The organism is Anaerosolibacter carboniphilus (assembly GCF_014205875.1).
Lineage (GTDB): Bacteria > Bacillota > Clostridia > Peptostreptococcales > Thermotaleaceae > Anaerosolibacter > Anaerosolibacter carboniphilus.
Genome location: NZ_JACHEN010000003.1, coordinates 1 through 12,881, shown reverse-complemented (window position 1 = coordinate 12,881; position 12,881 = coordinate 1). Strand labels below are relative to the sequence as shown.

General features: G+C 33.5%; 11 protein-coding genes and 1 other RNA gene. 11 read left to right on the top strand and 1 reads right to left on the bottom strand.

The annotated features are described in order from the left end of the window. Window positions 1-43: 43 nt before the first annotated feature. Window positions 44-380: a transfer-messenger RNA gene (gene ssrA / locus HNQ80_RS03095) on the top strand. Window positions 381-693: 313 nt separating this feature from the next. Here ssrA and HNQ80_RS03090 read toward each other — a convergent pair. Next, window positions 694-1,101 (bottom strand): LAGLIDADG family homing endonuclease, encoded by a 408-nt coding sequence (locus HNQ80_RS03090; RefSeq protein WP_184308095.1) that lies wholly within the window; start codon window positions 1,099-1,101, stop codon window positions 694-696. Window positions 1,102-1,524: 423 nt separating this feature from the next. On the opposite strand from HNQ80_RS03090, the gene HNQ80_RS03085 reads away from it, so the two are divergent. From HNQ80_RS03085 to HNQ80_RS03045, 10 genes are all read left to right on the top strand, one after another. Then, entirely contained in the window at window positions 1,525-1,713 is a 189-nt protein-coding gene (locus HNQ80_RS03085; protein WP_184308093.1) for a transposase, read from the top strand. 247 nt (window positions 1,714-1,960) lie between these two features. Then, entirely contained in the window at window positions 1,961-2,134 is a 174-nt protein-coding gene (locus tag HNQ80_RS25560; RefSeq protein ID WP_207726833.1) for a hypothetical protein, read from the top strand. A gap of 32 nt (window positions 2,135-2,166) precedes the next feature. Next, entirely contained in the window at window positions 2,167-3,471 is a 1,305-nt protein-coding gene (gene ltrA, locus HNQ80_RS03080; RefSeq protein WP_184308091.1) for a group II intron reverse transcriptase/maturase, read from the top strand. 77 nt (window positions 3,472-3,548) lie between these two features. Then, window positions 3,549-4,229, top strand: coding sequence for a transposase (locus HNQ80_RS03075; protein ID WP_184308090.1), 681 nt, complete (start codon window positions 3,549-3,551; stop codon window positions 4,227-4,229). Between the two features lie 141 nt (window positions 4,230-4,370). Then, a complete protein-coding gene (locus tag HNQ80_RS03070; protein WP_184308089.1) occupies window positions 4,371-4,559 on the top strand; it encodes a hypothetical protein in 189 nt (62 codons plus the stop codon). A gap of 7 nt (window positions 4,560-4,566) precedes the next feature. Then, complete coding sequence (locus HNQ80_RS03065) at window positions 4,567-6,444, top strand: nSTAND3 domain-containing NTPase (protein ID WP_207726832.1); 1,878 nt, start codon at window positions 4,567-4,569, stop codon at window positions 6,442-6,444. 663 nt (window positions 6,445-7,107) lie between these two features. Further along, window positions 7,108-9,243: a restriction endonuclease subunit M gene (locus HNQ80_RS03060; RefSeq protein WP_184308086.1), complete on the top strand. Its 2,136-nt coding sequence runs from the start codon at window positions 7,108-7,110 to the stop codon at window positions 9,241-9,243. After that, window positions 9,240-10,706 (top strand): restriction endonuclease subunit S, encoded by a 1,467-nt coding sequence (locus HNQ80_RS03055; protein WP_184308084.1) that lies wholly within the window; start codon window positions 9,240-9,242, stop codon window positions 10,704-10,706. Before HNQ80_RS03060 ends, HNQ80_RS03055 begins: the two co-directional genes overlap by 4 nt. Then, window positions 10,703-12,235 (top strand): hypothetical protein, encoded by a 1,533-nt coding sequence (locus HNQ80_RS03050; protein WP_184308082.1) that lies wholly within the window; start codon window positions 10,703-10,705, stop codon window positions 12,233-12,235. Before HNQ80_RS03055 ends, HNQ80_RS03050 begins: the two co-directional genes overlap by 4 nt. A 284-nt stretch (window positions 12,236-12,519) precedes the next feature. Beyond that, window positions 12,520-12,813, top strand: coding sequence for a transposase (locus HNQ80_RS03045; RefSeq protein WP_184308078.1), 294 nt, complete (start codon window positions 12,520-12,522; stop codon window positions 12,811-12,813). Window positions 12,814-12,881 lie beyond the last annotated feature (68 nt).

Sequence of the window (12,881 nt, the reverse complement as noted above, 5' to 3'; positions counted from 1 at the left end):
CAAGGCAGATTGATCTGCTTTGACATATATATCATGGGGGCGTACAGGTTTCGACGGGGGTGTGGAGTCAGGAGTAGCGAGTGGAGGTTTTTCCTTGGGGTCCGCCTTAAAAAACTGGGGAATTAAAGATAAACGCAAACGAAAATTACGCTTTAGCAGCTTAATATAGCTGCTCGTCCTGCCTAGACTGCCTACGGTTTAGGGTCAGGGCGTCGACTAGTAGGGAACTACCGAGGGGGTGTCTCGACCCAAAGGTGGAACAATTGGGACTGGTTGATGGCAAAGCCTGTCATTGGGCGCTGCTGGAGACGAGATCTTAAAACAATGACTGCACTCGGAGAAGCTGTTGGCAAAGTGCTTTCGGACAGGGGTTCGATTCAAAAGAGTCGCCTTGTGGCGTGAGCTGCAAGTGAAAATCTGGCTTGATCGGTGAAACCGTAACGTAAAGACGACGGCAATACCGAGGAGTATGTGGAGTAATCCAACAGCTCTGTATCGACTCATAGGCATCCATAAGGATCTACTAGGATAGGAGTTATAAACGATACTAAAACTTCTATAACACGCCAGAGGACTTCAATAGAAGTTCAAGATATAGTCAGCACCGTTGGAAACAATGGAATGATGTGTCCCCTCGCCTCCACCAATAAAAAAATGGATTGTGTATTTCATAAATACACAATCCATTTTTTTTTATATTGCCATAAATCTATTATAAAAATCATCCTTTGCTCGGATTCGGTCAGGGGTATATCTCCCATTCCTTGGTGTTAATGACTTATATTCATTGAGAATCAGTTGAGCTCGTACTCTTTTTTGAGGAATTATCAGAAATGGTTCAATTTGCTCTAATAAAGAAATTGCATCATTATATTTTACCAGATATGTATAGGAGTCTTTGTGACAGTTTGGGTTATAATTTTTCTTTGACTTTACGTGTCCAACCTTACTTGTGTTTTTAATCCATTCAAGCAATTCCAGCGAAGTAGAAGCTATAGTAATACAAGGCGAAGGAAATTGATTTTTATGAAATTTTGTAAGCATAATACTTCCTTCTCCATCTATAATTCCTGCAATATAAGCTCTTTCTTCAAGCAACATAATAAATCCCCCCCTTTTAAACGGAACGAATGTTCTGAATTGATTATATCATAATTGACTTTAAACTCTTTAAACTAAGAAGGTAATTTTCATAAAAATAAAAGAAATAGCTTAGTCAGCCGAAATTTTCTTCCCCACTTGGTGGCAGAACGGGCTGGACGTAGCTAGGATGACTTTGCAGTATGTAACCTCTCCGGGGCAATTGCCGGAGTATAGCTTGCTGCATGGATTAGTACTGAAGAAGACTTATCTGAAGGATTTATAGAGAGGTACTACAAGTTGCTTGATACTGGATTGGAACATCTTGAAGTGGGTCTGCCCCTATAAACCTAGAATAGGAGGTAGCAAGTGGGGACGGTCCTTGTTTGCTAGATTGACAGGAGTATAAATTTGGAATAGACTGGGAGTGTGGAGGTGGGAAGATTGCCAAGACAAGCTAGAGAAAAAGGAGAATTTTCGACCTATCATATCATACAGCGAGGGAACGATAGAAAAGATATCTTTTCATCTGATCATGATAAAAACCGATATATAGAAACACTAGTGAAAATGAAGTACAAATATAATTTTATTATCTATGCCTATTGTCTTATGGATAGCGTGCCCAGCTAAGGCACACACAGCTAGCCGTGGAGAGAAATTGAAACGTCTAAGCCTGCGGATAAAATCCGGTATAGCCGGGTGAGCAAATTTCCAGGCCGTAACGAAAGTGAACACATATGTAGCCTCGTAAAGGCAGATCAACCGAAGGTCGAGCCTCTTGTTCATAGGTGAAGACAGCATTTCGACTACTTAACTATCCACATAGTAGCGGGACTTCGGCGGGGTATCAGTGATGGCATGGAAATAAAGTTGTGTGATGAAAATGGGGAAGTCCTACCTGTCCCGTATGAGAAATCTGCGGAAGCAAGGTAATCCATATAACGGTTGGATGATCGGAAATTGGACGAAAGACAGGAGGATGGCGGAATGGTCCGTAGTACTAAGGATCACCGATAAACAAAAATCGGTAGGAAGGAAGGGGCCAAATTAACAGCAATCTTTCAACGAAAAGGAGGCAGGGTAGTGAGGACAGGAGCTGCCATCAATCTGCAAGATTTAAGAAGAAAGATATACAAAACGGCGAAATCTGAAAAACAAAAACGCTTTTGGGGGCTATATTGCCATGTATGCAAGCCCGAGACCCTAAAACAGGCATATCGGGAAGCAAAAAGAAATAATGGAAGCCCAGGGATTGACTCCATTAGCTTTGAAGATATTGAAGCTAATGGAGTTAATAAGTTTATTGCAGAAATCGAGAAAGAACTAAAGACAGGAGAATACAGTCCGACAAGGACCAGAAAAGTTGAGATACCCAAGGGGGATGGTAAAGTCAGAGTACTGAAAATACCTACCATAAAAGACAGGGTAGTACAAGGAGCACTAAAACTTATACTGGAACCGATATTTGAAGCGGACTTTTCAGGGAAAAGCTATGGATACAGGCCGGGGAAAACCCAGCATGAAGCAGTAGTCAATGTCTCAAGAGGAATCAAGAGAGGATTTACGAAAATCATAGATGTAGACCTGAGAGCTTACTTTGATAATGTATCCCATGGTATATTGATGAAAAAGGTTGCAAGGCGAGTAAATGATGGAAAGATCATGAAACTGCTTAAACAGATATTGAAAGCAAGCGGAAAAAAGGGAGTACCGCAAGGTGGAGTGATATCACCATTGTTAAGCAATATCTATCTGAATGCGATAGATCATATGTTTGAAAAGGCAATCAAAGAAACACGACGAAAAGAATATGAACAACTAGACTATTGCAGATTTGCCGATGATCTAGTAATTGCTGTAAACGGACATGAAAGATTACAATGGCTAGTGGATAAAGCGGCAAGACGGTTGAAAGAGGAACTGGGAAATTTGAAAGTAAGCCTGAACACTGAGAAGACAAAGATTGTTAATATGGAAAAGGGAGACACCTTTGGATTTCTGGGATTTGAATATCGATTAATTAAAACTCACAACGGGAAAAGGATGGTTCAGATCCGACCGAAGAAGAAGCAGGTACAAAAATTCATTAATGAAGTAAAGACACACCTCAGAGAATTTCGATTTCTTAATGTACGAGAAATGATAAAACTACTGAATCCCAAAATAAGAGGATGGGTTAACTATTTCCGTATTGGACACTGCTCAAAGCTGTTCAACTTTATACGAAATTGGATAGAACGAAAAGTTAGACGATTTCAGGCAAAGAAACAAAAGCGAATGGGATATGGCTGGAAGAGATGGAGTAAGGACGTGATATATGAAGAGTGGGGTCTTTATGATGACTACAAAATCCGATATCATAGAATGAAAGCGAATCCAATACATTAGGAAACATAAACTGTTTTAAGAAGCTGTTAAGTGAGCCGTATGAAGGAAAACTTCACGTACGGTTCTAGAGGCGGGTGATGGAAACGCAGTATATACTGGCGCGCCATTGTTCGACCAAACACCATGTGCATCTTCTAATCAATGACAATGGTAATGATATATCTAAAATCATGAAAAGTATCAATGTAAGTTATGTGTTATATTTCAATCGAAAATATAAAAGATGTGGGCATTTCTTTCAGAATCGATTTAGAAGCGAACTAATTATAGATGATACACATTTATTAGAGGTAAGCAAATATATCCACAACAATCCTGTGAAGGCCAATATAGTAAAACGGCCAGAGGCCTATAGATGGAGCAGCTATGTAGATTATATAGGAAATATGACATCAGAATTCATTGATATAAGTAAAGTATTGAATGTTTTTTCTAATATAAGAAGTAAAGGGATTGAGGAATATCAGCATTATGTCAATAAGCTAGGGAACACAGTGGAGATTCTAGATATTAAAGATCATCATGACAGTGTAAAGGAAAACACTGTATTCATAGATTCTATTAACGACGCAAAAGAAACCTTATCATATATGCTAGCAGATAGAAGTCTTTCTATGGAAGTATGCATTTTAAATAAGGATATACGCAATGAAATGATAAGATACTTGCGAAAGAATTCAAGTTTAACACTAAAAGAAATGGGACAAGTTTTTGGAGGAATAAGTGAATCTAGAGTAAGTAGAATATTGAATGGTTAGGTTAGCAAGCAAGGACCATCCCGGCTTGCCACAAAATAACATTAAATAGTGATGAAAATAATATGGAGGAAGTCCAATTTTAATATTTCAATATTAATAAAGATACTTTATTTAACTAATGTATATAGGAGAGTGTGTACAATGGAAGTATTTAATTTTATTTCTGGACTTTGTTCAATTGTTGGCTTAGGGGTATCAATATTTGCAGCAAGTAAAGTAATAAAAATACATCAACAAATAAGTACAAAAGAAACTATCATTCACAAGAATAAAATGCGTGATGGTAATACAGTGATTGGAGGTGACTTTTACGGATCACAACATAAATAATAACAAAATGCGTGATGGTAACACTTTGATTTCTGGAGATGTTACAAATATAACTAACAGTATTATATATTTTGGAAATGAAATCAAGCATATAAATAATTATCGTTCTCAACTTATTATTAAGACAATAGAGAAATTAAAAAATCATTTTGTAGAGACATCACAATACAAAAGAGCTGTGGGTAAGCTAGAAAATAAAAATTCTATGATGTTGGTAGGGTGTTCAGGGATAGGGAAAACAGATACCTCAATTATGATTGCAAATTATTTTATTGAAAAATATGGTTATAAATTTAGATTTGTTCGCTGTCCTAAAGAAAATGATTTTCAAAATATTTGCAATTTAATAGCGCAAGACATTGATGAAAAAGAAATATTAATTTTTGATGATTTTTTAGGAAATACACAAATATGTAACTCTGAAAACTATTTTGATAAGTTAGAAGATTTTATTAAAAACATTGAGAATTATGATAACAAGAAGTTTGTTTTTAATTCACGTAAAACATTATTTGAGGCTGCTAAAGTACATAGCAAAAAAATAGGTACGTTGATAAAAGTAAATTTTGAAATAGAAGATTTAGAAATTTGGACAACTCCTGAAGATAAGTACAGAATTTTTCAAGTATATTGCTTTAAAAATGAAATCTTGGATAAAATAAAAAATTTATTTGTCGAAAAAATTTGGAATGATAAAACAGTAGAAAAAATTTTTGGACATAGAAATTTTACTCCTTTTATTATTGGGGTGGCTGCTAGCGATTGTCGTGACGCAGAAGCATCAGAATTTGAAAAAATTTTTTTAAAAAATTTAAATAATCCAGAAGATATATGGGAAAAGGAATACAATGCGTTAAATGATGCTTCTCGTGAATATATTAATATACTGTACTCTTTATCAGATAGCTTTATTGAACAAAGTATTGTCGATGAGTGTTATGAAAACTATATAAAACAATTAAACAAGTCACCAGATGTCTCATTATCGGAAATTCATAATCGTATCAAAGCATTAATACATTATGATAATGATAAAATTGAATTTATCCATCCATCGTTACTAGATTATTTGAAAAATAAGATTTCAATAGCCAGTGTAAATAATATTATTAGTACTGCCGTTTATTTTGAACAAATAGAAAGATTGAATAAATCCTATATTAGAAAGATTATAATGCAACCTGATTTCTTCAAATTACATGTATTACCGATTACATACAACCTCAATGATAAAACCCCTATAAGCTTTGCAAACTCAATATTAATACAGTACTTAAAATACTTGTTTGAATTCGAGATTGAAGACAAAGATTATCAACCAATTGTTATTGCAGTTTTGAAGCAAGTTTTAGAATTTGGTCCAGTTTTATTTTTTTATAATTCAAGCAATATATTAAATGTTTTTAAACTAAATTATGATTTCAGTGAAATATTGAGTAATAATGAATTTGTAAAACTTTTGTTTCAATATGCGAACACAGATAATATCTGGAACTTAGTTGAACTAACTATAAATGAAGATGAAAATGGATTTGATTTTAAAAAAATGGATAGTTTTATTCAACATCAAGTTGAGTATTCTTTAAGAGATATTGGAGTGGAACTATTAGATTGCTGGATAGAAGATAATATGGAGGATTATATAAGAGATGAATTAGAAGAATACGACACAGGTGAGGAGTTTTATTATGACGATGTTGCTCAAGCAGTATTAGAACGTATGCTAGGTGATGTCGATGTTGAATTAGGAAAAGAGAAAATTATAGAAGCTATAAGAGAATACCGTATTTATAATATAAATGTGGAAAATATGGATGATTTAGAACCAAGCGATTATATATACGATACTATTGAAGAGGCAGTAATAGAGTTTAATAATAGATAATCAATATATTTCGGCTTATTTGCATTGTAATTTTATTTTGGTGAAGTAGATTTTTGAGCTTAATTCTAAATCTAAATTATTGTTGATGGATACTTAACCTACCATTAGGTTTATATTAATGAAGGAAAAATAATTACTGAGGAATTTATAGATGAATAAGAGAATGTGCACTATTTAGTATAAACCCATACTTTTTTATCACTAATAGAACAATCTAGCATAAATGATTAATACTAAATTGTATTAAAATCTGAGTTATTAGACAATTAAACCCGCCTACGCAAAAATCCGCATTTTATGCGGCTTTTTTGCGTAGGTGGGTTTTGTAGGGTGAGGGTGGCTCCACCAAGTGAAACAGAGAGGTGAATATAAAATATTATTTAGGTCTTCGTTGCAATGATTTTTTTGATAATTCATTGATGTCGAAATTAAAGAAACAAAAAGCAAAGGAGTTTTTAAATACATAGGGAAATAGATAAAGATGGCCCTAGGTTAAATATATCTGTTACATACTATATTTTCTTTTATATTTTATAGTTGAAGTTGGATGGTATGGAATCTTGATTTATGATATAATTTCAATTGGTAAAAGATATACTTTCGTGAGAAATTATTAAATTTTAACTATTTTAAATTATTAGTTTACGAAATGAGAGGTTGAGAATGGGTTTAATAGAGCAGGGTATAAATAAAAAAATAATTAGTGTTGATGAAGAGTGTAGATATATTACATACTTGTATGAAAATAAGCGAAGAAACTTTACAAATCCTGAGGAATTAGTACAGGCAGAAACTTATTTAAAGCTTATTTTTATATATAATTATAATCCTAAAAGAATCAAGCAGTTTGTTCCAGTTACTATGGGAGCAACAGTTAAGGAAGCAGATATTATTGTTTATAATGATGATGCTTGTAGTCAACCACATATTATTATCGAATGTAAAAAAGAAGAGGCTTCTGAGCTGGAGTTTTCTCAAGCCGTAAATCAAGCTTTTGCGTATGCTTATGCACTAGCAGGAACTTCAAAATATATATGGGTAACATCTAAAATAAAAAATGAATATTATCAGATAGATAAAGATAAAGATGTTAGAAATTCTGAAGCAGATATTCCCCAATTTGGTGTTACAGAATTGGCAGAGTTTAAGTATGCTAAAGGTGGAGGTACTCATAAAGGGCAGAAGCTGTTCGATCTAGAAATTGTATCGGAAGATGAGCTTACAAAACGTTTTAGACTTGCGCATCAGGCTCTTTGGGGGGGGGGAGAGCTAAACCCTTCAGAAGCTTTTGATGAACTGGATAAATTAATTTTTTGTAAAATATGGGATGAGCGTAAAGCTAGAAAGAAAGGTGATCCATATGATTTTCAAATATTCAAAAAAGGCTCTGAAGAAAAAACAAATTCTAGTTTGCTAGATCGAATAAAGGCGATTTATGAAGAGGGTAGAAAAAAAGATCCAGAGGTTTTTAGAGATGGAATCAGATTATCATCAGCTAAATGTAGGACCGTTGTAGGATATTTAGAAAATATTAACCTTAGCAAAACAGATTTAGATTGTAAAGGAAGAGCATTTGAAACCTTCTTAGGATCTTTTTTTAGGGGTGATTTTGGACAATTTTTCACACCACGCCCGGTTGTTAAGTTTATAGTTGATGTTTTAAATATAACTCATAATTCAAAGGTTCTAGATACATCCTGTGGGAGTGGCGGGTTCCTACTCCATGCATTAAATAAGGTGAGAGAAGAAGCCGACTTATATTATCCAGATGAAATTGGCGATGATAATAAACCAGAAGGTAGAAATCACTTTGCTCATTGGCACAATTTCGCTAAAAATAATCTTTTTGGTATAGAAATAAATGAACAAATTGCTCGTACTGCAAAAATGAATATGATAATTCATGATGACGGTCATACTAATGTTGTTACTGCAGATGGGCTAATATCTGATGTTGATTTACAAAATAAAACTAATAATAGAGATTTCCAATACAATAGTTTTGACTTTATACTAACTAACCCACCATTCGGATCAATTATTAAACAAACTGAGCGTGCATACATACACCAGTATGGCTTTGCTATGAAGGAAGTTGACTGGCTAAATCCAAATAGTAAGTCATCTCTACGTGAGAGCCAGAGTACAGAGGTTCTTTTTATTGAACAAAGCTATAACTATTTACGTGAAGGTGGATATTTAGCAATCGTAGTGCCAGATGGATTGTTAACTAATTCAAGTATGCAATATGTACGTGATGCAATAGAGGAAATGTACCGTATTGTTGCTGTTGTTTCTTTACCACAAGCTGCATTTATATCAACAGGAGCAGGTGTAAAGAGTTCAGTACTTTTTTTAAAAAAGCACTATTATGAGACAACTCAAAGAATAAAAATACAAAAAGAAAAATTAAAAGATAGTATAAAACAAAATAGAAAATTTTATCAAAAATTAAGGGAACTAGAGACTGAAAAGAAAATGCACATAGCAGAGCTAAGAGATTTTAAAAATCCAGAAGGATTGAAAGGGACAGAGTTAAAAAAGTCTCAGGCTTATAGTGAATGGAAGAATGGAATTACTGAGTATTTTAATGAAAAAATATGTGACCTTAAAGAATCTCTAACTGAGGAATATTTTGAAAGTAAACAGAAAGTAATTGACGATTATTCGATTTTTATGGCAATAGCAGAGGAGATTGGTTATGATGCAGCTGGGAAACCTACGCCAGTAAATGAATTAGTTGATATAGGCAAAGAATTATCAAGATTTATTAGATCTATTGAGGAGGGTATTGAATGAGTTTTATTCTTTCACCTCATGTAGACAAAAACAAAATCTTCATAATTAGAAGAAATGAGTTGGAAGGGCGCCTTGATAGTGAGTATTATAGGCCCTCTAATTATGAAGATTTATATAAACTACAACACTCACCGTATGATTATAAAAAATTAACTAAAATCTGTGATAGAATAGTTGATGGTCCGTTTGGCAGTGCTATAAAAGCGTCAGATTATGTTGAAAAAGGGATTCCATTTATTCGAGTGGGGGATGTAACTAATGGTGATGGAGCTTTAAAGACTGATAATTTTGTATTTATAAGTGAGGATGCTCATAACAAGATTAGAAGATCAAAAGTAGAGCCCGGAGATATTGTTATAGCAAAGACTGGCGCTACAATGGGGGCTGCGTGTGTAATACCAAACAATATAATTGAGGCAAATATTAGAGGTGATTTGGCAGCTCTTACAGTCAATGCGAATGAGTGTCTTCCAGAATATGTAGCAACATATATTAATACAAAAATAGGACAACGGTTATTTTGGAGGCTAGATTCAGGTGGTACTAGGGGAAGAGTTGTAATTAGTAACTTGAGAAAATATCCAATTATTACTCCACCTATTTCAGTGCAAAGAAAAATTGTAGAAAAGATGAATGCAGCTTTTGAGGCTAAAAGAAAAAAAAACGAGGAAGCAAATAGGCTAACCATAAGCATTGATGAATACTTACAAGAAGAGCTAGAAATAAAGCTTCCTGAAACAGATAATAGCCTTGAGTCTAGAATTTTTAAAACAACAGTTGCAGGAATATCAGGAAATAGATTTGATCCATTTTACAATCAAGTTTATTTTCAAGATGTTGAAAAAGAGATTAAAAACGGTAAGTATTCAACTATAAAACTAAAGAATTTGTGTTCTATGATTAGAGGAGTAACATATTCAAGTAATGATGAAATCTTTGATAACAGTGGAATTGGTATTTTAAGAGCAAACAATATTGATCTTTATACTAATGAGTTAGACTTAAATGATGTTAGATATATAAGGGAAGACTTTAATATTTCTGAAACGCAAAAGCTTAAAAAAGATGATATTTTGATGAGTGCAGCAAGCGGGAGCAAGGAACATGTTGGAAAGGTAGCTTTTATTGAAGATGACCTCGAATATTATTTTGGTGGGTTTATGATGGTACTCAGAGTATATCCTAATTCAATAAATTCGAAGTACTTATTTAGTTTTCTTCAATCTAAAGTTTATCGATCATTCCTTTTTCGTGTGCTTGGAGGTACAAATATAAATAATTTAAATTTTTCAACGATCAGGAACTTCCCTATACCAGTGCCTGACCATATAAAACAAAGTAGTATTGTTGAGAAGTTTGATAATATAAGAACAAAATCCGCAAAGCTAAGGAAAGAAGCTCAAGAGGAATTTGAAAAACAAAAAAATGAAGTTGAAAATATGATTGTAGGGGTAATAGAATGAAATTGCTAGGAATATTGGACAAGGCTTTTGATAATTTTATTTCTCTTCGTGGCTATGCTAAAATGGGAGATTTAGAGAGAGTATCGCAAGCTGATGAGAGTTATCAGAGAGATTTAATAAAAGAGCATAGACGGGAAATGTTTGAATTTTTAAGCAGTGGAGAATTCTTGTTTTTTCCAGAGGTAATTCTTGGAGCTGTCTTAGAACCTGACAGTGGAGATATGACAAAAGTTGATCACTTATATAAATCATTTTTTGAAGAAAGCAATTTTAATGAAACTTTTGATCAATTTAAATTACAGTATACTGTTAGTAAAAGTAAGGGATTAAGCACAGACGCTGGGGAAAGATATGACTTTTTTAGAAGAACAACGCTCGATATTTCTGAAAAAACCATTCTTAAGCCAGGCTTTAGGATGTTTAATCGGATTGACGGGAATCATCGTTTAAGTGCGACTAAAGAAGATAAGAGGTTTGAAAATTACAATGTTCCATACTGTCTTATACTTTTTAGGAATGAGTCGGAAGCGAAAAAGTTTAGTAGAGCGTTATTTCATAATATTAATTATAAGCATATTCCACTTACCAAAGAACAAAACTTAAAGTTAATTTTAGAAGATACGTATCTATTTCCTGACGAGAAGTTAAAATCAGATGTATCGTTTGGGTGGGAATATTATTTTGCACGTAAGCTATTTGGAAATATAGATTTTTCAATACTTTTTAATCTGAAAAAGTCTGTTGAAAAGGCAGAGCGCACATTCTTCTTAAATTTATATAAATTTCTTCTTAAGAATCAAATAGTTCAGTACGATAATGTAGCAATAAATATTGTAAAATCAGCATTCTCCGCAATTAATGCTATATATGCAAACAATTTTCAACTTAAGGAATGTTCAAACAGTAGAGTTTTAGAAGCATTTATTTATTACTACATCAAGGATGAAAGATTGGTTCAGCCTTTCAAAAACTGGGTTGTAGATAACCATATATATACAATTGATGAAACTGAAGTCTCAAACGGCTACTGTATAAATGAGTTTGTTACTGTATTTGATAAAATTATGGAAAGCAGAAAAAGAACAATTTTTATCTCAATGCAATTTAGTGGGGATACTTGGCAAAATTATGAAGCAATCAAGAACGCTGTTGATGATGTTAATAATGAATTAAGACTAGAGCTTAAATTAAGAGAAATACGAATCGATCAGTTCGATACAGGCTATTCATATAAAATAGCGGATGAAATATTAAGTCTTGTAGAAGGTTGTGGGTTCCTCATTGCGGATTTAAGTTTAGGAAACAAAAATGTTTATCATGAAATTGGATATTTGATGGGCTTGAATCAAGGATATGAAAGAGGTCATGATAATTTTATACTCGTACATAACAAAGGAATTCCAGGAGCAGCATTTGAAAAAGACGTAGGCTTTAATATTAAAGATTTCAAAGTTTTAACTGTTAGTAGTACAAATGAATTAAGAAATCAGCTAAAAGTACAAATAAAACGATATTATGGTTTATTGTAGACTGATGTAAAGTAATTACAAGTGATATTGGGGGATCAATCCATTGCTCCAATTTTGAATATAAAATCGTGGATTTATTCAGTTACGCATCGCCTCCACCAATTAAATCCATGAATCTAAGAAAGCCTGTGACTTAAAGCATAAAGTTGCCAGATTGGCAACTTTATGCTTTATTTTTATTTTGGCAAGCTTATGCTTTATTACGCTTGTATCATATGACCTTTACCCAATTTGATGGACACACATCAAAGCTAGTATAATAAAAGTAAGATGGAGGTGTCCTTATGGGTAAGAAAAAAACTTATGATCAAGATTTTAAGATTGAAACAATTCGCTTAGTTAAAGAACAAGGTCGCAGCGTTAAAAGTGTAGCTAATGACCTTGGTGTTCATGAAATTACTATATACAAGTGGCTACGTCAGCATAATGAAGAAGGCGATAGAGCCTTCGGCGATGCTAACAGTTTAACTCCTCAAGAGAAAGAACTTCGTGCTCTGAAGAAAGAGAATGATGATCTTAAGGAGGAAATAGCTATCTTAAAAAAGGCGGCAGCCATCTTTGCGAAGCACTCGAAATAAGGTTTCAATTCATTCATAATCACCGCTTCGAATTTCGTGTGGAAAAGATGTGCAAAATCCTTAAGGTA

Bases quoted from the DNA above. Each gene is read 5' to 3' on its own strand.
- HNQ80_RS03090 (WP_184308095.1), bottom strand. From the start codon at position 1,101: ATGTTGCTTGAAGAAAGAGCTTATATTGCAGGAATTATAGATGGAGAA.
- HNQ80_RS25560 (WP_207726833.1), top strand. From the start codon at position 1,961: ATGAAAATGGGGAAGTCCTACCTGTCCCGTATGAGAAATCTGCGGAAG.
- HNQ80_RS03075 (WP_184308090.1), top strand. From the start codon at position 3,549: ATGGAAACGCAGTATATACTGGCGCGCCATTGTTCGACCAAACACCAT.
- HNQ80_RS03070 (WP_184308089.1), top strand. From the start codon at position 4,371: ATGGAAGTATTTAATTTTATTTCTGGACTTTGTTCAATTGTTGGCTTA.
- HNQ80_RS03065 (WP_207726832.1), top strand. From the start codon at position 4,567: ATGCGTGATGGTAACACTTTGATTTCTGGAGATGTTACAAATATAACT.
- HNQ80_RS03060 (WP_184308086.1), top strand. From the start codon at position 7,108: ATGGGTTTAATAGAGCAGGGTATAAATAAAAAAATAATTAGTGTTGAT.
- HNQ80_RS03055 (WP_184308084.1), top strand. From the start codon at position 9,240: ATGAGTTTTATTCTTTCACCTCATGTAGACAAAAACAAAATCTTCATA.
- HNQ80_RS03050 (WP_184308082.1), top strand. From the start codon at position 10,703: ATGAAATTGCTAGGAATATTGGACAAGGCTTTTGATAATTTTATTTCT.
- HNQ80_RS03045 (WP_184308078.1), top strand. From the start codon at position 12,520: ATGGGTAAGAAAAAAACTTATGATCAAGATTTTAAGATTGAAACAATT.